At 40.5% G+C, this 20,779-nt stretch carries 21 protein-coding genes, 2 tRNA genes and 2 pseudogenes; 19 read left to right on the top strand and 6 right to left on the bottom strand.

Features of this window, described 5'->3' with window-relative positions; genetic code table 11:
- Positions 1-305 precede the first annotated feature (305 nt).
- From H6F92_RS05990 to tsaB, 3 genes are all read left to right on the top strand, one after another.
- On the top strand, positions 306-1,178 hold the full coding sequence (locus H6F92_RS05990; protein ID WP_190357133.1) for an aldose epimerase family protein: 873 nt from the start codon (positions 306-308) through the stop codon (positions 1,176-1,178).
- A 63-nt stretch (positions 1,179-1,241) separates the two neighbouring features.
- A tRNA-Lys gene (locus tag H6F92_RS05995) sits at positions 1,242-1,313 on the top strand.
- 29 nt (positions 1,314-1,342) lie between these two features.
- Positions 1,343-1,945 carry a tRNA (adenosine(37)-N6)-threonylcarbamoyltransferase complex dimerization subunit type 1 TsaB gene (gene tsaB / locus H6F92_RS06000; RefSeq protein WP_190357134.1) on the top strand — a complete coding sequence of 201 codons (603 nt, stop codon included), beginning with the start codon at positions 1,343-1,345 and terminating at the stop codon, positions 1,943-1,945.
- Positions 1,946-2,276: 331 nt separating this feature from the next.
- Here the strand turns inward: tsaB and H6F92_RS26995 are convergent.
- Positions 2,277-3,893, bottom strand: a pseudogene (locus H6F92_RS26995) (choice-of-anchor I family protein).
- A 214-nt stretch (positions 3,894-4,107) separates the two neighbouring features.
- On the opposite strand from H6F92_RS26995, the gene cysE reads away from it, so the two are divergent.
- Positions 4,108-4,881, top strand: coding sequence for a serine O-acetyltransferase (cysE, locus tag H6F92_RS06010; protein ID WP_190357135.1), 774 nt, complete (start codon positions 4,108-4,110; stop codon positions 4,879-4,881).
- Positions 4,882-4,978: 97 nt separating this feature from the next.
- A complete protein-coding gene (uvrA, locus tag H6F92_RS06015; RefSeq protein ID WP_190357136.1) occupies positions 4,979-7,891 on the top strand; it encodes an excinuclease ABC subunit UvrA in 2,913 nt (970 codons plus the stop codon).
- Here uvrA and H6F92_RS06020 read toward each other — a convergent pair.
- Positions 7,848-8,624, bottom strand: coding sequence for a class I SAM-dependent methyltransferase (locus tag H6F92_RS06020; RefSeq protein ID WP_190357137.1), 777 nt, complete (start codon positions 8,622-8,624; stop codon positions 7,848-7,850). The two genes, uvrA and H6F92_RS06020, sit on opposite strands and share 44 nt — an antisense overlap.
- Positions 8,617-8,901, bottom strand: a complete 285-nt coding sequence (locus H6F92_RS06025) for a hypothetical protein (protein ID WP_190357138.1) — start codon at positions 8,899-8,901, stop codon at positions 8,617-8,619. Before H6F92_RS06025 ends, H6F92_RS06020 begins: the two co-directional genes overlap by 8 nt.
- 249 nt (positions 8,902-9,150) lie before the next feature.
- Here H6F92_RS06025 and H6F92_RS06030 point away from each other — a divergent pair, with 249 nt between their 5' ends.
- The 3 genes from H6F92_RS06030 (at position 9,151) to H6F92_RS06040 (ending at position 10,624) form a co-directional block, all read left to right on the top strand.
- On the top strand, positions 9,151-9,447 hold the full coding sequence (locus H6F92_RS06030; RefSeq protein WP_190357148.1) for a hypothetical protein: 297 nt from the start codon (positions 9,151-9,153) through the stop codon (positions 9,445-9,447).
- Positions 9,448-9,453: 6 nt separating this feature from the next.
- On the top strand, positions 9,454-9,825 hold the full coding sequence (locus H6F92_RS06035) for a PIN domain-containing protein (RefSeq protein ID WP_190357139.1): 372 nt from the start codon (positions 9,454-9,456) through the stop codon (positions 9,823-9,825).
- Positions 9,826-10,138: 313 nt separating this feature from the next.
- Positions 10,139-10,624 (top strand): DUF29 domain-containing protein, encoded by a 486-nt coding sequence (locus tag H6F92_RS06040; protein ID WP_190357140.1) that lies wholly within the window; start codon positions 10,139-10,141, stop codon positions 10,622-10,624.
- 343 nt (positions 10,625-10,967) lie between these two features.
- Here the strand turns inward: H6F92_RS06040 and H6F92_RS06045 are convergent, their stop codons facing one another.
- Together H6F92_RS06045 and H6F92_RS06050 are read right to left on the bottom strand one after the other, a co-directional pair.
- Positions 10,968-11,390 (bottom strand): zinc ribbon domain-containing protein, encoded by a 423-nt coding sequence (locus H6F92_RS06045; RefSeq protein WP_190357141.1) that lies wholly within the window; start codon positions 11,388-11,390, stop codon positions 10,968-10,970.
- A 132-nt stretch (positions 11,391-11,522) separates the two neighbouring features.
- Positions 11,523-12,233 carry an AbiU2 domain-containing protein gene (locus H6F92_RS06050; protein ID WP_002782852.1) on the bottom strand — a complete coding sequence of 237 codons (711 nt, stop codon included), beginning with the start codon at positions 12,231-12,233 and terminating at the stop codon, positions 11,523-11,525.
- A 368-nt stretch (positions 12,234-12,601) separates the two neighbouring features.
- Here H6F92_RS06050 and H6F92_RS25760 point away from each other — a divergent pair, with 368 nt between their 5' ends.
- From H6F92_RS25760 to H6F92_RS06090, 8 genes are all read left to right on the top strand, one after another.
- Positions 12,602-12,832 (top strand): hypothetical protein, encoded by a 231-nt coding sequence (locus H6F92_RS25760; protein WP_219729824.1) that lies wholly within the window; start codon positions 12,602-12,604, stop codon positions 12,830-12,832.
- A gap of 335 nt (positions 12,833-13,167) precedes the next feature.
- The gene (locus H6F92_RS06060; RefSeq protein WP_190357142.1) at positions 13,168-14,067 is read left to right on the top strand and encodes a lysophospholipid acyltransferase family protein; all 900 of its coding nucleotides are present in this window, start codon (positions 13,168-13,170) and stop codon (positions 14,065-14,067) included.
- Between the two features lie 141 nt (positions 14,068-14,208).
- Entirely contained in the window at positions 14,209-14,985 is a 777-nt protein-coding gene (gene fabG, locus H6F92_RS06065) for a 3-oxoacyl-[acyl-carrier-protein] reductase (RefSeq protein ID WP_002782849.1), read from the top strand.
- A gap of 259 nt (positions 14,986-15,244) precedes the next feature.
- On the top strand, positions 15,245-16,012 hold the full coding sequence (locus H6F92_RS06070) for a proteasome-type protease (protein WP_190357143.1): 768 nt from the start codon (positions 15,245-15,247) through the stop codon (positions 16,010-16,012).
- 216 nt (positions 16,013-16,228) lie between these two features.
- Positions 16,229-16,966 carry a sulfite exporter TauE/SafE family protein gene (locus tag H6F92_RS06075; protein ID WP_190357144.1) on the top strand — a complete coding sequence of 246 codons (738 nt, stop codon included), beginning with the start codon at positions 16,229-16,231 and terminating at the stop codon, positions 16,964-16,966.
- A 119-nt stretch (positions 16,967-17,085) separates the two neighbouring features.
- The gene (locus tag H6F92_RS06080) at positions 17,086-17,505 is read left to right on the top strand and encodes a tetratricopeptide repeat protein (protein WP_002757780.1); all 420 of its coding nucleotides are present in this window, start codon (positions 17,086-17,088) and stop codon (positions 17,503-17,505) included.
- A complete protein-coding gene (locus tag H6F92_RS06085; RefSeq protein WP_190357145.1) occupies positions 17,498-18,385 on the top strand; it encodes a M48 family metallopeptidase in 888 nt (295 codons plus the stop codon). Before H6F92_RS06080 ends, H6F92_RS06085 begins: the two co-directional genes overlap by 8 nt.
- Positions 18,364-18,448: transfer RNA gene (locus H6F92_RS06090), tRNA-Leu, on the top strand. The genes H6F92_RS06085 and H6F92_RS06090 overlap by 22 nt, the downstream gene beginning before the upstream one ends.
- A 124-nt stretch (positions 18,449-18,572) precedes the next feature.
- Here the strand turns inward: H6F92_RS06090 and H6F92_RS06095 are convergent.
- On the bottom strand, positions 18,573-18,815 hold the full coding sequence (locus H6F92_RS06095) for a hypothetical protein (protein ID WP_206755588.1): 243 nt from the start codon (positions 18,813-18,815) through the stop codon (positions 18,573-18,575).
- A 354-nt stretch (positions 18,816-19,169) separates the two neighbouring features.
- Here H6F92_RS06095 and H6F92_RS06100 point away from each other — a divergent pair, with 354 nt between their 5' ends.
- The 3 genes and pseudogenes from H6F92_RS06100 to H6F92_RS06110 form a co-directional block, all read left to right on the top strand.
- A complete protein-coding gene (locus H6F92_RS06100) occupies positions 19,170-19,391 on the top strand; it encodes a hypothetical protein (protein WP_079208850.1) in 222 nt (73 codons plus the stop codon).
- A 2-nt stretch (positions 19,392-19,393) separates the two neighbouring features.
- The gene (locus H6F92_RS06105; protein ID WP_190357147.1) at positions 19,394-19,831 is read left to right on the top strand and encodes a PIN domain-containing protein; all 438 of its coding nucleotides are present in this window, start codon (positions 19,394-19,396) and stop codon (positions 19,829-19,831) included.
- Between the two features lie 43 nt (positions 19,832-19,874).
- Positions 19,875-20,669: pseudogene (locus H6F92_RS06110) on the top strand (DNA cytosine methyltransferase); the annotation flags it as partial.
- Positions 20,670-20,779 lie beyond the last annotated feature (110 nt).

Raw genomic sequence — 20,779 nt, forward strand, 5'->3', positions numbered from 1 at the left:
ACATGAGCGGGTGTTGGGTTTCATGCTTCAACCCAACCTACGTTCTATGTTAGCAATCAGCTTTTTAGTCAGCTGTACCGATAACTGATAACTGATAACTGATAACTGATAACCTCATTGGTTAAGCTAAGTAGGGAGGCACAATTATTTGTAGGATGGGTTAGTGGTAGCGTAACATGATCGGGTGTTGGGTTTCATGCTTCAACCCAACCTACGTTCTATGTTAGCAATCAGCTTTTTAGTCAGCTGTACCGATAACTGATAACTGATAACTGATAACTGATAACTGATAACTGATAACTGATATGACCTTTACTATCACTCAAAACCAAAATCAATATCTTACCTATTGTCTCAAGGATGAAGAAGCTGACGCTTATCTGGAAGTGGTTCCCGCTAGGGGAGGAATCATCACCCGTTGGCAAATTTGCGGAGAAGATATTTTATATCTGGACAGAGAAAGATTCAAAGATCCTAACCTCAGTGTGCGAGGAGGAGTCCCGATTTTATTCCCTATCTGTGGCAACTTACCCGATAATACCTATCAACACCAAGGCCGAAACTATACCCTGAAACAACACGGATTTGCTCGTGATTTACCCTGGCAAGTGAGCAAACAAAGCAGCGAAACCGCCGCTAGTTTAACCCTAGAATTAAACAGTAATCCGGCCACTCGTCAAGTCTATCCCTTTGATTTTCAATTAATCTTTACCTATCAACTGCAAGGAAACAGCCTCAAAATTAACCAAAAAGTTATTAATCTTTCCCCCGAAATAATGCCCTTTTCTATCGGCTTCCATCCCTATTTTCAAGTCACCGATAAAACCAGATTATCCTTTGATATTCCCTCCTCCCAATACCTCGACCAACGCACGAAAACCTTCCATTCCTACTCTGGCAACTTTGACTTTAATCTCGAAGAAATTGATGCCGCTTTTCTGCAAATTACGCGCCATCAAAGTAGTTTTAGTGATTCCTATCATCAGCGTCAAATTGTCCTCGGTTACGACGATCTTTATACAACTCTAGTTTTTTGGACCCTGAAAGATAAAAATTATATTTGTCTCGAACCCTGGAGCGCTCCCCGCAACGCCCTTAACACAGGCGAACATTTGACCTACTTAGAACCCCAGAGCAGCCGCGAGGCGATCATGGAAATGCGAGTCAATCAAATTTAAATTACCCCTTGACTTAGCCCAAATAAGATGTTATATTGATAAATCGTGTGCAGAACACGAAACGGGTCGCTAGCTCAGCGGTAGAGCACTCGGCTTTTAACCGATTGGTCTTGGGTTCGAATCCCAGGCGACCCATAAAAACTTACTAATACAGAAAGATTGACTTGTCTTCCCCTGTCTATGGATTAGCCTTGCATACCAGCAGTCCCCAACTAGGACTGGCCCTCTCTAATTTCAGCGATGATAGTCGTCAACAAACTTGGGACTTAGACAGGGACTTATCAAACCTATTCCACCCCTATCTAAAACGGTTCCTAGCCCCGCAAAAATGGGCTGATTTAGCCTTTCTAGCCACCGCTAAGGGGCCGGGTAGCTTTACCAGTACCCGCATCGGTATAGTCACCGCTAGAACCCTAGCACAACAATTACAGCTACCGATTTTTACCGTCTCCAGTTTAGCGGCCTTTGCTTGGTCACAACGGGATTTTTACCCCCTCGATACCCATCTGGCCCTAGAAATGCCTGCCACCAGGGGACAATTGTATGTGGGCATCTATCGGGGTAATCGGGTTTATTTAGCTGATAGCCTGATGACTCCGGAACAATGGCAGCAGACTTTAGAAAACTTAACTATTCCCTATCAAAGATTAGCCACACCCAGTTATTTAGGCATAAATGCCCCCGCTATCCTCGATTTAGCCCATTTGGACTGGCAAACAGGAAAACGCCCCCATTGGTCGGAGGCGCTACCATTTTACGGGATGTGATTAATGGATTTCTTGCAAAAATCAAAAATCTGACCTTAGGTGAGGAGTAAGGAGCCAGTAGTCAGGATTCAGGAGAATTAAGAATGAGCATTAATCAATTAAAGGCTCTAATTAGGGTTTGCTGAATAAATCTAAAAACCTTGTTGGGTAAAACTTTTAGACTTTTTGGCAATCAAAAAGTACCAGATATGGGAGTGATCGGGGGAAAAATCCCTGGACTTTTTCCCTGAAAATTAGGTAATTGACCCCCTCAAAATCGGTAAAACCCTACACCCCACACCCTACACCCTACACCCTGCCACCACCGAAAAACTTTTTCAGCAGACCCTAATTAGGAATTCCCTCTTTTTTTCAAACTACAACCAGCTAATCCGAGGGTTAGCAATCCTAAAACTGCGCTAGGTTCTGGGACAGGTTTGACGGAATAAATCGCCACATTACGACTCACTTCATTGGCAACAATTAACAGGGGAGTACCATTAGGACTATCGGCAGCGGAAATAAATAATAATCCTTCGGGAGATATATCGCCTAATTGCCAATCGTTGATATAATTGGTGAACAAAGGATGACTAGGGTTGGTGATATCATAAACCATGAAACCGCCAGCCCTTTCTATTCCCACAAAAGTATAGAGACGATTGCCTACGCTTCCCACGGCTAAACCTTCCGGTTCTGGGCCGCGGTTATCGCTACGACTATCGAAGCTGCTAGGATTACCATCGGAATTAAAAATACTAGGAGTTAGGGGAGTTGCCGAAAAAGCCGCTAAAATTTGTTCAAAATCATCGCCACTATCGAAGACTTGGGACAGTCCATTAGTGACATTCCAAATCGAAAAAGAACGACCACCATAGGCAAAAAGTTGGCTATATTGACCTTGGGCGTTAAGTCCGTCAATGCTAGAAACATCTAAACGTCCGAGATTTTGGGCTAATTGCAATTAGGCTGCATTAGGGAAAACATTGGGGTCTAAAGTTAGAGTAGAAACTCGTCGAGCCTCATCTCTAGTATCCCCTTCATTGGCAGTAATTAAATAGGTTTGTCCGGCGATGGTAACGGTGGCAATCGTATCCGGTTGATATAAGCCAAAAACCGGCCAATTATTAATATTTACCCCTCCATCTCGATCGCTAGGGTCCAAACCATTACCTGGTGCGTTAAAATTTTTGGCTCCTAGGGGTACAATACTGGTGACTTGAGCGTTAGCAACATCGACTACGGCAACAGCATTATTTTCCTGTAGAGACACCCATGCAGTGGTTCCATCGTCGGAAACGGTGATGTATTCTGGTTCCACATCTTGGGAAACCGTTTGACCGGGAAAAATACGGACTCCCTGATTTCTTAAAGTGTTCTCTTGACCATTAAAACGGGTAAAGTTAGCAGTGTTCACCGTGGCATTGAGAACACCAGCGCTAAGGTCAATAATACTAATAGAACCATCGGGATCGATCGCCCCTCTCGCTTCCCCTTCATTAGCGACCAAAACCCGATTACCGTCAGGAGTAAAGGTTAACATATCTGGTAAAGCGCCCACAGTCACCTGATTCTGAAAGACACCATTAGTATTGAAAAATACCACACTGCCGTTACTGGTAATGGGATTAGCTTCCATGGCCAGGGCCACGATACCATTTTTAATGGCAACGCTGTTAACCCCTGCACCGTAGGGACTAAGATCGATCGAGGGTAAGGGAATTGGACTAGCGGGATTGCTGATATCGGCAATATCTAGACGATTATTGGGACCGGTCAGGAATAATCTGCGACTAGCGGGGTCATAAGCGGGGATTTCTGCCCCAAAATTATTTGTATTATTGCCAAGACTGCTCAATCGGGTGATATTTAAAGCTGAGGCCGATTCGGTAACAATATTGATACTGCCAGCAATTGACAGCAAGGTTAATAAAAATTGCCAATGGTGACGATCGATAGCCTTAATCATATTTTTAGCTGAAACCCTGCAAAAAAACACCAGACAATCGCATTTTTTCAGCCCCAAGTTAAAGGAAGATTAAACAAGAGGGAAATTAAGGATATCTTCAAAATTTGGCCGAGAACAGTAAAAGCGAACTAGGAAAACGGGTTACTCGATCGCCTTTTAGTTGAACGGCTCATTTACCGGAGTGATAACATGGTTTAGTATAAGCTCGATCAATATGGAATCAAGACTCGTGTTATCTATTCTCCTAGCCGATTTCAAGATCATTTTTGAACGTGACCCCGCTGCCCGCAACTGGTTAGAGGTACTATTTTGTTATCCTGGATTACAGGCTTTACTGTGCCATCGCTTCGCCCATTGGCTATATCAGATCGGGATTCCCTTTATTCCCCGTTTAATTTCCCATCTTGCCCGTTTTCTGACTGGTATTGAAATTCACCCCGGCGCCCAAATTGGTCAGGGTGTTTTTATCGACCATGGCATGGGAGTGGTCATCGGAGAAACCGCCATTGTCGGTGATTATGCCCTCATCTATCAAGGAGTTACTTTAGGAGGGACGGGGAAAGAAAGCGGGAAACGTCACCCGACTCTAGGGGAAAATGTGGTCGTCGGCGCTGGGGCTAAGGTTTTAGGTAATATTTATCTGGGTAATAACGTTCGCGTCGGCGCTGGTTCTGTGGTTCTGCGCGATATTCCCGCCGATTGTACCGTCGTTGGTGTACCCGGTCGTTTAATCTATCGGGCCGGGACGCGGGTGCAACCCCTCGAACACGGTGATTTACCCGACTCGGAAGCGGTGGCTATTCGCGCTTTGGTGGACCGCATCGAACAACTGGAAAAACAAGTGTACGAATTGCGCCTAGAACGGTCAAAAGAACCAGATTATCGGATTAATTGCCCAGTTTTAGCCCATTTAGAAGAAGAAGCGAGTCATAGCTGTGGTCCTGGTGCCGATCGAGATCTGCGCGAGTTTCTCGAACGGGCGGTTTAACCCCGATAATCTTCTGATATGATAGAAGACTGGTTTTTTAGTAGCTGAAACCCATTCGTCAAAGCTATTATTGTTAAGGACTACTTAGCACCGTCCGATGGCTCAAACTGACTCAATCCGTATCCGTGGCGCCCGACAACACAATCTCAAAAATGTTGATCTCGAATTACCCCGCAATCAGTTGATTGTTTTTACGGGAGTTTCGGGATCGGGCAAATCTTCCCTCGCTTTCGACACTATTTTTGCCGAGGGACAGCGCCGCTATGTGGAGTCCCTCAGCGCCTATGCGCGCCAATTTTTAGGACAATTAGATAAACCCGATGTGGACGCGATCGAGGGTTTAAGTCCGGCTATTTCCATTGACCAAAAATCCACTTCCCACAATCCCCGTTCTAGTGTGGGAACTGTAACGGAAATTTACGATTACTTGCGTTTATTGTTCGGTCGTGCCGGTGAACCCCATTGTCCCCATTGCGATCGCAATATTGCCCCCCAAACCATCGATCAAATGTGCGATCGAGTGATGGAATTAGCCGATAAAACCCGATTTCAAATCTTAGCCCCAGTAATTCGCGGCAAAAAAGGCACTCATAAGCAATTAATCTCTGGTTTGGCCTCCCAAGGCTTTGCCCGGGTGCGGATTGACGGCAAGGTAGTAGAATTATCCGAGGGCATCGAGTTAGATAAAAAACATCTTCATGATCTTGAAATTGTTATCGATCGCCTGATCAAAAAAGAGGGTTTACAGGAAAGATTAGTGGATTCTTTAACCACTTGTTTAAAGCATTCCGATGGTGTAGCGATTGTGGAAATTCTCGATGAGAATAACGAAGATAATCCCGAAGTTACCAAAGAAATTGTCTTTTCCGAAAAATTTGCCTGTCCCGAACACGGGGCAGTTATGGAGGAATTATCCCCCCGTTTATTCTCTTTTAATTCTCCCTACGGTGCTTGTCCCAACTGTCACGGATTGGGCAGTTTACGGAAATTTTCGGCAGATTTAGTCATTCCCGACCCGAAACAACCGGTTTATTCTGCTATTGCCCCCTGGTCAGATAAGGATAATTCCTACTATCTTTCTCTCCTCTACGGTTTAGGACAAGCTTTAGGTTTTGAAATTCAAACTCCTTGGCAGAAACTAACAAAAACCCAGCAAGATATAATTCTCTATGGCAGTAAAGAACCGATCTATTTTGAAGATGATTACCGTTACGATACTGGTCGCGGTTACTATCGAGAATTTGCGGGAGTTATCAATATCTTAGATAGGAATTATCAAGAAACCACCTCGGAAGTTATTAAACAAAGACTAGAGAAATATATTGTTAACCAAACCTGTGAAGTTTGTCACGGAAAAAGATTAAAACCAGAAGCTTTATCGGTACGTTTAGGAGAATATACGGTCACGGATTTTACCGGAGTTCCGATTCGGGATTGTTTGCAGAGAATTAATGATTGTCATTTAACCCCAAGACAAGCATTAATTGGGGAATTAGCCCTGAAAGAAATCAAAGCGAGACTACAATTTTTAATCGATGTGGGATTAGATTATCTTACCCTCGATCGACCGGCGATGACTTTATCCGGGGGAGAATCCCAACGAATTAGATTAGCTACTCAAATTGGTTCGGGATTAACAGGAGTATTATACGTCCTCGATGAACCTAGCATCGGATTACACCAAAGAGATAATAGTAAACTGTTAGAAACCCTGCAAAGATTGCGAGATTTAGGTAATACTTTAATCGTCGTCGAACACGATGAAGAAACAATTCGGGCAGCCGATTATGTGGTCGATATTGGTCCAAAAGCGGGGATTCATGGCGGAGAAATCATCTGTCAAGGTAGTTTTAAAACCCTTTTAAAGTCGAAAAAATCGATAACAGGGGCATACTTATCGGGACGCAAAGTTATTGAAACTCCCCCCCAAAGAAGGTATGGAAATGGTAATGCTTTAGTCTTAAAAAATTGCCATCAAAATAACCTAAGAAATATTGATGTAACGATTCCTTTAGGAAAATTAGTCTCGATTACTGGGGTATCTGGTTCAGGCAAATCTACCCTAATTAATGAGTTATTATATCCAGCTTTACAACATCATTTAACCCGTTTAACTCCCTTCCCCAAAGAATTAGAGAAAGTGGAAGGATTGGACGCGGTTGATAAAGTAATTGTCATCGACCAATCACCGATAGGACGCACTCCTCGGTCAAATCCTGCCACCTATACGGGGGTTTTTGACATTATTCGCGAGATTTTCACCGAAACCATCGAAGCAAAAGCTAGGGGTTACAAAGCGGGGCAGTTTTCTTTTAATGTTAAGGGAGGACGCTGTGAAGCTTGTTTAGGCCAAGGGGTAAACGTGATCGAGATGAATTTTCTCCCCGATGTCTATGTGCAGTGTGATGTGTGTAAAGGGGCGCGTTATAATCGAGAAACCCTACAGGTTAAGTATAAAGGTTATTCGATCGCCGATGTCTTAGATATGACGATTGAGGAAGCATTAAAAGTCTTTGAAAATGTCCCTCGGGCCACCACCAGATTACAAACTCTCGTGGATGTGGGTTTAGGATACTGTAAACTCGGTCAAAGCGCCCCCACTTTATCCGGTGGGGAAGCGCAAAGGGTGAAATTAGCGGCCGAATTATCCCGACGGGCCACGGGAAAAACCCTATATTTAATCGATGAACCGACTACGGGGTTATCTTTTTATGATGTGCATCATCTCTTAGATGTGTTACAAAGATTGGTCGATAAAGGTAATTCGATTATCGTCATCGAACACAATCTCGACGTGATTCGCTGTAGCGATTGGATTATTGATTTGGGACCGGAAGGAGGGGACAAGGGAGGAGAATTAATCGCGGTGGGAACACCGGAAACCGTGGCTAAATGTGAAAGATCCTACACTGGTCATTATCTTGCCCAAGCATTACTTCAATATCCGCCAAAAAAGCGGGATAATGTTAGGGAAGAACACAGAGATAATAAAGCCAATGATCAAGATTAGTATTTAACTCTTGTTCACTCTTAATTTCCTGACCGGTTTTCCAAGAATAAATTTTAATCTCTTGAAAGTAAGACCTTAACTGTCTTAATTGTTCTTTGGGGGTGGCGTAATAATTTTGCAGACGAAAATTATGGGGTTCATCCCGAATAATTGCATATTCAGCAGTCAATAACTGTTGGTAGCTAAGAGAGGGATTACAGACCCGCAAAATCACCCAGATGACTAAATTGACATAGCTACTAAAAGGATTGAAACTAATCTTTTTTTTCCAATCGAATTCTGGGATAATTCCCTGAAGATTATGACTAGAAAAACAAAAATAACCGCCCGCTTTACCGATGCGGCTAATTTCCTCTAAAACTAGAAAACGGTCAGCAGGGGAAATATAATCAATGCCATTAAAACTAAAGAGAATAAAATCAAAATAATTATCGGCAAATTGTTCTAGATTTCTAGCATCGGCCACTTGCCAGACTAAATGGGGGAATTTTTGACGACAAGCGGCGATCATTTCCGTAGAATAATCAACACCGATATATTCTCCCACAAGAGGGGCAAAATACTTCGTAGTCCGTCCCGCACCTACCCCTAAATCAAGCATTTTCATCGTCGATAAACGCTCTTGCAGCAGAGTTAAAATTGTCTTTTCTGCTGGCTGTAGCGCGGTTAATTGGGCATAATAACCGACAATACTAGGGTCTCTATAGGTTTGCTGATTTTTGTCCTTAATCATTCTTGAGCGCTCTTTCCTCATAATCTGGCTGTTTTTCTCTTACTAATAATTCACCTTCCCAACCGCCAATTACTTCTTCAAAAAAGCCTTCTTGCCATTGGCTAAATGTAGTTTTTTCTTCTTGTTCTTTTAGAGATATTGGCTGATAAACTAAGGTAACTTCTAAATCTGTGTTTTTAAGTTCAGGCGGTAAAGATATTTGTAATGTTCCATCTTCTCCTACATGGGTTTTAAAACTAATTGTTTTCATGGTTTCGGCTAAGGTTACTACTATCATAAGGATAGTGTAATATGTCCTCGTCTGACAAGGTGCGTCCCCTGGGGTCTTTTAACCATAAAGACATCTTCACCCCAAACAGTTTCGACATCGCAGAAATCACCATCGGATGAGAATGGTGATACATCCCACTCAAGACACCGTTACCCGCATCTATTCGAGATCGAACTCACGATGTTGCATAACCACGAGAAACTTGATATATTGGCAGTTGATAAATATTATGGAAAATTTACTGGAGGCATAAATATGTTATCAACTGATGTCAGACAAAAATCGATGATTAAGAGAATTGATCAAGTTGTTTCTATTTTAATGGAAGATCGTCCTTTCTTTAAAGAGGAGCTTAATTATTCAGAAATAGTGAAACATTTGGTTGAATTATTTGAAAAAAATTTACCTTTTGAAGAATTTAACACTATGTCAGAGGCAGAATTGAAAGAGCATTGTAGCTTTATTATGTCCACAGAAATCCTGTCAAAAATTGGCGGCGATTTTACTCCTGAACAAATGGCTATTTTCGATGAAGCAATTAAGCGTAAATAGGTAATTATGAGTTATTTGTTAGATACTAATATCGTTTCTTTGATTATTAAGCGTGATCTTAAAGTTTATCAAAAAATTGAAGATGTCAAAGCTCAAAGAAAAAGTATCTTTATCAGTTGCATTACTTATTTTGAAATTAAGAGGGGATTGTTGGCAGTTGCTGCACCTAAACAAAGAGAAAGATTTAACAAACTTTCTCAGGATTATCAAATTATTTTATTAGATGATTTAGCTATTTTAGAAAAAGCATCCGAAATTCATGCTCATCTTAGATTAAGAGGATTACCCATACAAACAGAAGATATTTTAATTGCTGCTACTGCTATAGTTAAAAGTTTAATTGTTGTTTATAATAACAGTGATTTATTGAGGGTTTAAGGATTAAGTTTAGAGAATTGGGTAGAGTTATAAATTAAACCCAATCTTTAATTCATCCGCCATATTTTAATAGCTTGAGTCAGTAAAGACGTGCGTTACACTACGTTAACGCACCCTACAAAATTGGCTTGAGTCAGTAAAGACGTGCGTTACACTACGTTAACGCACCCTACAAAATTGGCTATGCACCAATGATCCTATAAACGAGAATTAGCGGGGCGGTGATTTTTCCCGTGTCAATATCAAAATTAGGAGAAAGTGGCCTAATATATATGAGGGTACTTATCTCCTATTAAAAACCGTAAACAATGCAATGAAAACTTTAAATCAGAACCCCTGGCAAGTAGAGGGAGGAGAAACCCTACCCCTACTTTACGAAATTGATCAACATCTTTGGTTAGAGGAAACAATAAAACTCCTCAAGGAAAATCGCTTAGATGAATTAGATGTAATCCATTTAATTGAGGAATTAGAAAGCTTGAGTAAAAGAGATAAAAACCGAGTCAGTAGCTTACTTGAACAAGTAATCAGGCATTTATTACTTTTACACTATTGGACAACAGAAGCCGAAATAAATGGGAATCATTGGCGAGCGGAAATTATTAGTTTTCGCACGCAATTAAGAAAATATTTAACGACGAATTTACAGAATTATTTAGCTGAGGAATTACCGATAATCTATCAGGATGCTTTCGATTATGTTCGACAAAAAACTGGCTTTTCTGGCGATTTTCCCTCAGAATGCCCTTACAGTTTAGAGCAACTATTAGATAAAAATTGGTTCAACTGTGAAGATTAGACATTAAAAATGATAAAATTATTGAAAAGCTCAACGTCAATAAATGATCGTTAGTGATCCTCTGGTATGTTGCGGTAAAGTCTATATTAAGGGAACTCCCATTATTCTCTCTACTCGCGCTTAGAAATTAATTGAATGGAGACGATTAGGTTGGGAGAATCTAGCAGTCTCTCAATCTTTCTCTACTCGCGCTTAGAAACTAATTGAATGGAAACACGCCCATAATTAAACCTCAAAAATTTTTTTATCGCTCTCTCTACCTACTAGAGAAATTCATTGAATGGAAACAATTTTAGCAGATTTTGTTTAGAATTTTCTACCCTTGTGGCTAAGTACAAAACAATCACTTGTAGCACTTTTTATAAACCGATCTTTCAGAATCTATTTTGTCCAGCATTTCTGGGCTATTAGTTATATCAACCAAATCAGAGATCCTTTCACTTTCTTTAAAACGTTGACTTAATTTACTCTCTGCTTCTGCTAATTGTTGCTTTGCTTGTTCACAGGTATAAGGATAGCCTAGTCTGTAAACACAACTAGAAAATACAAAAAGTAAAAATATAATACCTAAAACGGATTCAAATACTGTCTGGATAGAACTTTGTTTATTAGCTTTTTCTGCTTTTTCCTCAATTTTCTTTCGAGCTACATTAAGAACAGATGAAATAAATTTATTTCCTTGAGTAACTGGACAACCACAATGAGGACATTGCTTCGCTTTGTCAGAAATAGGATTTTTACAGTCTTCACAAAAAATAATTGTCATGATGATTCGATTGATAAAATTTAAACAATAATAATTTGATAATCAAGCAAAATTAGAGATGATTGAAGTAGATTCAACAATTTTTACATTTTACATCCTCTCCTCTATTAATATTTGATCAATATGTAAAAATTAGTATAGTTTGGATATTAGCCTCTTCAGGGCTATTGATGATCTCTTGGAATCAGATGATAAAAAATAATCATTTTTAACTCCATAACCAGTGTTAAGATAAGCCCAACCAATAATCGTAATAACTTTTTTGGGAAACTCTAAAAGTAAATGACAATCTTTTAAAGTAAGACTGCTGACTTCTTTTACAATAAACTTATCATTGTGAGCTATCTTTTTGTCTCTCCAACTTTTTAAGCTACAAATGATCTTTTGATTGTTATTATGATTTGCCCTTATATAGTTAAATAAATCAGCTATAAAATCTTTATCGTTATCTATACACATTAGCAAATCATATATTTTATTGCTTTCTAAATATTCATAAAGTTGGTTATATTGCTGAATTTTAGGAGGATTTTCTTTGATCATATCAAGTTTTTGAAGCAAAGCATCTAAACAGCGAGTCTCAAAAGATTTTTTGCGTTGGTCATATATTCTAGAAATTGATAAAATAAGTTCATTAATTGTGTAGCTTTGGATTGTTCCAAAGAATATACCAAAGTTCCCCCGAGAGGTATCATTAACATCTTGGACTCTCTCGTTAATAGCTTGAATTAGATAATTAGCCCTTTCTGCTTGGAATAAGTCTTTGACTAATCCATTCTCAATAATATCTTTAATGTCATTTAATGGCTCTTCGTTACTTGTTATGGTTCGATAGGGGGGCATAAATTGACTAAATCCTTCTCTGGCAAGAGACTTAATTGATGAGTTCGCTCTAGATCAAAAACAATTGACAAAAATCGCCAAATGCCTTTCTAAATAAGGGTTACATCTCTTATAACCCCAGTCCATTGCATAACACAAACCGAAGAACCCATTTAATAATACTAAATTCATAGAGCTTTATACACTTTATTTTTTAAAAAGTGGTTAAGTGCGAATATTAGGGATTAGAAGACACTTCTCTCTGTAGTTATGGTTCTTAGACTCTTCCCCCGTTTATTAATTTTTGGATATCTTTGCCATAGAGCAAACCTGATTAGCAGTTAAAACCATCTTAATACTAAAAACAATCCTACTAGGATGGACACCTATTGTTACAAAACTTTACGAAATTATCCCCTAGCGACGATGAGAGATTGCAACAGGGTGATCGCCACTCACACCATCCCCTGTTCAATAATCTAGTTAACGCAACTCACAATCACATCCCCATAACAAGGTTTCGGATTACACCAGCAGGTCAAGACCACCAGTTTCCCCTCGTCCACATCAATCGCGATCGACTTCAACGCTCTCTCTACCTGCGCTTAGAAATTAATTGAATGGAAACTAGGCAAACTGTCTCTTTAGTGATTAATTCAATTTTCTCTCTACTCGCGCTTATAAATTAATTGAATGGGAACATCCTTTCCCTAGCTGAGAGACTATCGGTCTTAGAGTCGTTTCTAGTCGCAGATATGGACAAGCTGGTGATCCTAAATCAGATGGGAAAGATGCTCTTTAATCCCCCTAGTTATTTTATTTCTTCTGTGGGAGGTGCGCCCTTGCAAGTTCTTAAGTGCTGTATTATTGATCGAGGAAAGCCGTTCTAAAACGATGGGTTTTTTAAGCGAAATTTGCGATAATAAGATGCGATTAAATTATCCACTGGCCATCAATGCAGATTTTTAGCTCTTTTGTCTCATCCACGGCCACTTTTGCCGAATTATCCCTACAAGCGGCTAAGGCCCCTGTTGATACCCTCACGGGTTGGTCATTAGAGGATCGGGATCCGCAAGTGATCGAAAAATTTGTCCCCCTTCTGGATTGGTTTTATCACCATTATTTTCGCGTCAAAACCGATGGTTGGGAAAATATTCCCCCCTCAGGACAAGTATTATTCATTGGCTCCCATAACGGCGGTTTAGCGGCTCCCGATATGTTTATGATGATGTATGATTGGTTTCAACGCTTTGGCAGCGATCGCTTAGTCTATGGTTTGATGGATTCGCGAGTCTGGCAAGTTTTTCCACCCCAAGCTAGTCTAGCAGCCCAAATGGGGGCCGTTCATGCTCATCCCAAAATGGCGATCGCTGCTTTGGATAGTGGTGCTAGTGTCCTAATTTATCCCGGAGGTGCTACGGATGTTTTCCGTCCCCACAGTTTAAGAAATAAAATTCATTTTGCCGGTAATCAAGCTTTTGTTAAACTAGCTTTACAGTACGAAGTGCCGATTATTCCCGCCATTTCCCACGGCGCTCACTCGACCCTGTTTGTCCTCGAAGATATTTATCCTCAATTAAAAGAATTGCATAAACAGGGTATGCCTTGGCCTTTCGGTATTGACCCTGGAACCTGTCCCATCTATTTCGGTTTACCCTGGGGACTGGCTATCGGTCCCTTGCCGAATATTCCCTTACCCGTACCGATACATACCCGGGTTTGTCCCCCAATTATTTTTGAACGTTACGGCAAAAAAGCGGCCCGGGACCGCCGTTATGTAAGCGAATGTTATGAGAAAGTCTGTTATTTGATGCAGCAACAACTCGATCAATTAGTGGCGGCCAATTCTCCCTGATACTATACAGGAAAGTGGGAACAGAGCGATCGCACTTGAGGATGGCTGCGGTCAGATTAACCCGCTTGTGAGATAATGAAGTGTTTTGAGCAAAGTTATCAGTACAAAGTTTTCTCTTGAGATTTGACGATTATTTGGGGAATGCAGAAAATTATGAAACTATTACCCGCAGAATGCCAGCATTTACAAGACAAAGTAGCCATAGTAACCGGGGCCTCGCGAGGGATCGGAAAAGCGATCGCCTTGGAATTAGCCAGCCAGGGTGCTACTGTAGTGGTGAACTATGCTAAATCTAGCAGTGCTGCCGATGCCGTTGTCGAAGAAATTACCGCGGCCGGGGGAAAGGCAATCGCTCTACAAGCAGATGTGGCTAAAAGCGAAGAAGTGGATAATTTAGTGGACAGTACCAAGGAAAAATTCGGTCATATTGATGTCTTAGTTAATAATGCCGGTATTACCCGGGATACCCTGATGTTAAGAATGAAATTAGAAGACTGGCAAGCGGTCATCGATCTCAATTTAACCGGAGTTTTTCTCTGCACTCGCGCCGTCAGTAAATTGATGTTAAAACAGAAAAGCGGCCGCATAATTAACATCACTTCTGTATCCGGTTTGATGGGTAATCCGGGTCAATCTAATTACAGCGCCGCTAAAGCTGGTGTTATCGGTTTAACGAAAACTTTAGCCAAAGAATTTGCCAGTCGAGGCATCACTGTTAATGCCGTGGCCCCCGGCTTTATTGAAACCGATATGACTCATGACCTCAAAGCAGATGAAATTCTCAAATATATTCCCCTCTCCCGTTATGGAAAACCGGAAGAAGTCGCCGGAATGGTGCGTTTTTTAGCCGCCGATCCCGCCGCTATTTATATCACTGGTCAAGTCTTTAACGTCGATGGTGGTATGGTTATGGCTTAATTCAGTTATCAGTTATCAGTTATCAGTTATCAGTTATCAGTTTTGAGTTTTAAGTTAACAGTTTTAAGCTTTAAGTTATCAGTTTTAATTTTTAAGCTTTAAGCTTTAAGTTTTAAGATTTAAATGATATTATATTATTCACCGATCAATCTTCACTGATTACTGTTCACTGATTACTGTTTACCGATTACTGATTACTGTTCACTGATTACTGTTCACTGATTACTGTTCACTGATAACTGATAACTGATAACTGAAAATGACTTACTGTTTAGGAATTATTAATCGTTTTGGCATTGTTATGGGGGCGGATTCTCGCACGAATGCGGGAGTCGATTATATCTCGGCCTATCGGAAATTATTTGACTTTTCGGTATCGGGAGAAAGAGTAATTATGGTCTGTACATCGGGCAATTTATCGATTAGCCAAGGAGTGATTCACGAACTAAAAAGAGATCTGCACAATCAAGAGGATAAAAATCTCCATTCTCTGACTCATCTCTACGATATCGCCCACTATATCGGTGATAAAAGTCGTCAAGTACAAGCTAGGGAAAGAACTTGGCTAGAACAAGATAATATTGATTTTCAATGTAACTTTATTCTTGGGGGACAAATTAAAGGAGAAGAACCGCAATTATTCCTGATTTATCCCCAAGGAAATCATATTCAAGCCACCAAAGAAACGCCCTTTTTACAGATAGGTGAAACTAAATACGGTAAACCGATTCTTGATCGCACTATTACCTATGATACACCCCTAGAGGAAATGGCTAAATGTGCCTTACTTTCCATCGATTCGACCATGAAATCGAATATTTCTGTCGGACCGCCTATCTATTTGAGTATGTATGAAGCTAATAGCCTAAGCCTACGTCATAAGTTACAATTGCGCCTAGGAGACCCCTACCTAGCCAAAATGCGGAAACTCTGGGAGGATTACGTCCGGCAAGCTTTCGAGGCTATGCCCAATGTGGAATGGCATTATACCGATGAAGATCCCAAAGAAGATATCATAATAGATTAATGGGACTTAGGCATTTTCGGGCAGCAAAAAAGGCTCAAACCATTACGGGACAAAGGGTTAACCTCGATTTATGATTTTCCTTGATCTATCTGGGTTTCAGCGATTTTGGGCTTCTCGAAGTAAATCCCAAGCAGGGATTGGGGTTGAGGCTTTTCTCGATTTGTTTTTTGTCTAAGTCCCATTAAGTAGCTCTTTTTAACTTAACCTTACAACTCGATGATCATTGTTACCTTGATGTTGGCAGGTAGTCTAGCTTGGTTTTTTAGTAGCCTTGCTGGTGGCGGCAGTCCCCTGATTCTACTCCCCGTTTTAGGTTGGTTTCTCGATGCTGCCGTCATTCCTCCGGTTTTGACCACGGGGATGCTACTCGGTAACGTCCAACGCATGGGAATGTATTGGCGGGCCATTGACTGGCCCTCGACGGTGTGGTATTTACCCGGGGCAATTATGGGGTCCACCCTCGGCGCTTTTGTCTTTGCCCATTTACAATTCAAATGGTTGCCGCTAGTTTTGGGAATTTTTCTGGTTTTATCCTCGCTTAAACAATTATTTCCTCAACAAGAAAATCCTTTTTTTGAGATTAAAACTTGGTATTTTATGCCATCGGGATTTATCTACGCTTTCCTGTCAGGATTAGTCGGTAGTACCGGCCCGATGATGAACCTGTTTTATATTAACTATGGGCTAGTTAAAGAACCAATGGTGGCAACGAAATCCGTTCACATGGTCGTAGTTCATGTGGCGAAATTAATCGCCTACGCAGCCTTTGGAGTTTTACATCTGCCTTTTCTCGGTTACGGTTTATTGTTAGGATTAGCGGCCTGGCCGGGCAATTGGTTAGGACAAAAAGTTTTAGAAAAAATGAGTCCCCAGCAATTTAAACAAGCAGTGATGTTATTCGTTTCGATGAGTGGCCTATTGATGATCTGGCGAGAACGCGGCATCGTCTTTTAAAATTTTGCTGACAAGGGGACAAATTTTGCTAGAATACTAGATAAAGGTGAATTGTATTAACCCCGTGTAATACACCGATAACCGTTAAATTTGCTCCTTGATTAACCCCGCAGCTGAAAATGACAGAAACCGCCAATTTTACCCTCGAACAAGGTTTAGAACGCTACCAACAGGGAGAAAGCGCCGCCAGTTTATTGCCGGAATTTAAACAATTAAGCGATCGCAGTCCGAAAAATGCCGCCGTTTGGTCCTGTTTAGCTTGGTTATATATGCTCACCGATAAACCGGAATTAGCCCTAAAAGCCGCCCAAAAAGCCGTTAAACTCGATAAAGTTTCCCCCCAAAACCGGATCAATTTGGTTTTGGCTATGTTAGAAACCAAAACCGCCGGAGTTAGGGAACATATCGAACTGGTACAACAATTAGTTAGTTTAAACAAAGAAGTTCGCCAAGAAGTGGATGAAAATATCGCCGATGGTTTAGCTAGAAAACCCAATTGGAAAAGTTTAGAACGCGTCAAAGCTTGGTTAAATGAATAAGAATATGGAATTATCAAAACAGTTATTACTCGGCTTAAAAGCCAATGATTTTCGGCATCCCATCGACCTAGAGGCCACTAATTCCCTTAAACAGTTGCCTGGGTTAGATATAGCCGTGAGAAGTTTGTTAGGTTCGGTCGCTGAGGAATTCTTTTACTTAAATAATATTGCTGCTAGTGTTTTGGTGGGGGAAAAACAATTACCCGACCTGCATAATCTCCTCCTAGAAGCTTGCCGAGTTCTCGACTTAGAACCACCTCAATTATACATTCAACAAAACCCCGTTCCTAACGCCTATACCTTCGCCATGCGCGGCAAAAAACCGTTTATGGTGATGCACACTTCCCTAATCGAAATGCTGACTCCCGCAGAAATTCAAGCGGTAATGGCCCACGAATTAGGTCATCTCAAATGTGAACACGGCGTTTATCTCACTTTAGCCAATATTATGGTCCTAGCGGCGGGATTACTGCCCAATTGGGGGACAATGTTAGCACGATCCCTACAGGAGAGAATGTTAGCATGGGTGCGCTGCGCCGAGTTTAGCTGCGATCGAGCGGCTTTATTGGCAGTTCAAGACCCAAAAATCGTCATGTCGGTGTTAATGAAGTTAGCCGGAGGTTCCCCCAGTCTCGCACCTTTATTAAATTTAGAGGCTTTTATCGATCAGGCCAAGTCCTACGATGCCGTCAGCGCCTCGGAAATGGGCGAAATGTTAAAGGGTTTGCAAACCCAACAGTTAACCCATCCCCTCCCCGTCCTGCGTGCGCGAGAAATCGATCGTTGGGCCAGTTCCCCCGATTATCACAATTTGTTAAAAGGGCCAAAAATGGGTTATAATGATAAAGCTAATGCCAAGGGCGAATGGCGAAATTGGTAGACGCACCACACTCAAAATGTGGCGAGGCAGCCCCTCATGTCGGTTCGAGTCCGACTCCGCCCATCAAATTACAGTAATTTCTGGCTATTATGGTCTAGAAATATCCCAGAATATTAGCCTAGTTTAGATTTGATTAGTTTTTATCCTGATACTCATACCTGTATTAAGAATAAAATTATAGCGGTTCTCACACCTGTGTAGCACAGCTAAACCTTTGCTGATTAAGCTTTTCAACATCGATAATGTACCTCTTGCAAACAGGAAACGCTATATTTATCTCACACCAGGTCAGAATTTCTGGGTCTAATGTTTCCTTTTCTGGTGCATTGGGTTCTCCGATTGCCCAAACCACTAAATCTCTATTTTTTCTCCATAATTGCTTAACATAAAATGGGTCAATATTGTCATCCATCAGATATTGCAACATCATAAACTTTGCCTTTTTGCTTGTCTTTCCGCTTTAATTTTCATTAATTTCTGTACGACAGTCGAAGGATTTTGTTTTGGTTACTCACGCATTTTTTGACCCCATTCTCACCCATCAGCTATGTATTGCTTAACTTATGCTTGGTTGTGGAGATAAGATAAAATTGTCGCCTAAACTTGTTCTCAACTCAGGGAAGGATAAATCTTAGGGATTTCTTCGGGAGTACCAGCGCAATAAATCTATTGATAAAGAATAGTTTCAATGCCAATCCGCAGACCTTTGAGCCGAAGGAAATGTTGGGATTAACCAGGATTTGTTATAATTAATCTTAATAGACAGTCCCTCGAGAGCAACAATATGTTAAATGCAGTGGAATTTAAAGCCAAAATCAAACAAGGTATCATCGAAATTCCCGAAGAATACCAACAGGACTTGAGGGAAGACAGCGAAGTTCAAGTTATTGTGATCAAACAAAATAAAAAAATATCCACCACTGGAATCATTGCCCAATTAACTCAGAAACCCGTTGCTGTTAAAGGTATTCGTCAATTAAATCGGGAAGAAATTCATCAGCTATAATTATGACCAATTCTCTTTATTTTTGTGATTCTAATATCTGGCTATACCGTCTTTTAATAGACCCAGAGTGTAACGATGCTGAAGAAATGCGAAAACGCAATCTAGCGAACGCTTTAACTAGCAGGGAAAATATCTTAATCAGTACGCAAATTATTAAGGAAGTTTGCGCTGTTTTATCCAAAAAAGCTAAAATAACTGAAGTTCAAATTAGAGAAATTATTCAAGAAATTTACGATGGATGTCTTGTTATTCAACTTGATCGCAATATTATTTTAAGAGCCTCTGAACTCCGCACTCAATACAGTTTTTCTTTTTGGGATAGTTTAATTGTAGCTAGTGCCTTAGCATCCGATGCTAGTATTCTTTACTCTGAAGATATGCAGGATGGGTTAATAATATCCAATCAACTAACTTTAATTAATCCCTTTCGATCGAATTGATTATCAGTATGATATTATTAAATTACTCATTTAATCAATAGTGATGAATAGGCAACAAAAGCGAGTTTTATCCCTATTTTCTGGCTGCGGGGGAATGGACTTAGGATTAGAGGGAGGTTTTTGGGTACACCAAGACTGTGTTAATGAAAATATTCATCGAGATTGGATAGTAGAAAGACGGGAACCATGGCTAAAACTACCGCGCACTACTTTTGAAACTGTCTTTGCTAATGATATAACTAAAGCTGCTCATAATGCTTGGATTCCCTACTTTGAAAAAAGGGGTAAAAAGAATGTATTTCACTTGGGGAGTATTGTAGATTTAGTCAAACAAGCAGAAAAAGGAGAGTTTCAGTTTCCCAGTAATATTGATGTAGTAACGGGAGGTTTTCCCTGTCAAGATTTTAGTGTTTCAGGAAAAAGAAAGGGGTTTAATTCTCACAAAAGTCACACAGGTAAACTACTAGACGAGAGTGAAGATAGTTTTCAGGATAATCGCGGAAAACTTTATTATTGGATGAAGAGAGTTATTGAATTAACCTTACCTAAAGTTTTTATTGCTGAAAATGTCAAAGGTTTAATCTCTTTGGCTAATGTTAAAGATATAATTGAAGATGATTTTAGTGCCATTGGTAAAGATGGATATATAGTTATCCCTAAACTTCTCTTTGCTCCCGATTATGGAATTCCCCAAACTAGGGAAAGAATTATCTTTATCGGTTTAAATAAAACCTATTTAAAAGCGACAGCGATAGCACATCTAGAAAATAATGATATTTTTCCGCATCCAACCCATAAAGTTATTAAGCATCAATTAAATCTGTTTGAGTCAATATATAGCAATTCTCTGACTTATGAGGTACAGTAGCAACAGTGAGTAAACCAATTGCGAATATCTTTTTGAGTAACTTCTAACATAGCCAATTCAATCCCTTCTATTAAGTCTTT

It is taken from the genome of Microcystis wesenbergii FACHB-1317 (assembly GCF_014696875.1).
GTDB lineage: Bacteria > Cyanobacteriota > Cyanobacteriia > Cyanobacteriales > Microcystaceae > Microcystis > Microcystis wesenbergii_A.

Bases quoted from the DNA above. Each gene is read 5' to 3' on its own strand.
- H6F92_RS06105 (WP_190357147.1), top strand. From the start codon at position 19,394: ATGACCAATTCTCTTTATTTTTGTGATTCTAATATCTGGCTATACCGT.
- H6F92_RS06020 (WP_190357137.1), bottom strand. From the start codon at position 8,624: ATGATTAAGGACAAAAATCAGCAAACCTATAGAGACCCTAGTATTGTC.
- H6F92_RS06025 (WP_190357138.1), bottom strand. From the start codon at position 8,901: ATGATAGTAGTAACCTTAGCCGAAACCATGAAAACAATTAGTTTTAAA.
- cysE (WP_190357135.1), top strand. From the start codon at position 4,108: ATGGAATCAAGACTCGTGTTATCTATTCTCCTAGCCGATTTCAAGATC.
- H6F92_RS06080 (WP_002757780.1), top strand. From the start codon at position 17,086: ATGACAGAAACCGCCAATTTTACCCTCGAACAAGGTTTAGAACGCTAC.
- H6F92_RS06075 (WP_190357144.1), top strand. From the start codon at position 16,229: ATGATCATTGTTACCTTGATGTTGGCAGGTAGTCTAGCTTGGTTTTTT.
- uvrA (WP_190357136.1), top strand. From the start codon at position 4,979: ATGGCTCAAACTGACTCAATCCGTATCCGTGGCGCCCGACAACACAAT.
- H6F92_RS06045 (WP_190357141.1), bottom strand. From the start codon at position 11,390: ATGACAATTATTTTTTGTGAAGACTGTAAAAATCCTATTTCTGACAAA.
- H6F92_RS06095 (WP_206755588.1), bottom strand. From the start codon at position 18,815: ATGATGTTGCAATATCTGATGGATGACAATATTGACCCATTTTATGTT.
- H6F92_RS06085 (WP_190357145.1), top strand. From the start codon at position 17,498: ATGAATAAGAATATGGAATTATCAAAACAGTTATTACTCGGCTTAAAA.
- fabG (WP_002782849.1), top strand. From the start codon at position 14,209: ATGCAGAAAATTATGAAACTATTACCCGCAGAATGCCAGCATTTACAA.
- H6F92_RS05990 (WP_190357133.1), top strand. From the start codon at position 306: ATGACCTTTACTATCACTCAAAACCAAAATCAATATCTTACCTATTGT.
- H6F92_RS06100 (WP_079208850.1), top strand. From the start codon at position 19,170: ATGTTAAATGCAGTGGAATTTAAAGCCAAAATCAAACAAGGTATCATC.
- H6F92_RS06070 (WP_190357143.1), top strand. From the start codon at position 15,245: ATGACTTACTGTTTAGGAATTATTAATCGTTTTGGCATTGTTATGGGG.
- H6F92_RS06060 (WP_190357142.1), top strand. From the start codon at position 13,168: ATGCAGATTTTTAGCTCTTTTGTCTCATCCACGGCCACTTTTGCCGAA.
- H6F92_RS06035 (WP_190357139.1), top strand. From the start codon at position 9,454: ATGAGTTATTTGTTAGATACTAATATCGTTTCTTTGATTATTAAGCGT.
- H6F92_RS06040 (WP_190357140.1), top strand. From the start codon at position 10,139: ATGAAAACTTTAAATCAGAACCCCTGGCAAGTAGAGGGAGGAGAAACC.
- H6F92_RS06050 (WP_002782852.1), bottom strand. From the start codon at position 12,233: ATGCCCCCCTATCGAACCATAACAAGTAACGAAGAGCCATTAAATGAC.
- H6F92_RS06030 (WP_190357148.1), top strand. From the start codon at position 9,151: ATGTTATCAACTGATGTCAGACAAAAATCGATGATTAAGAGAATTGAT.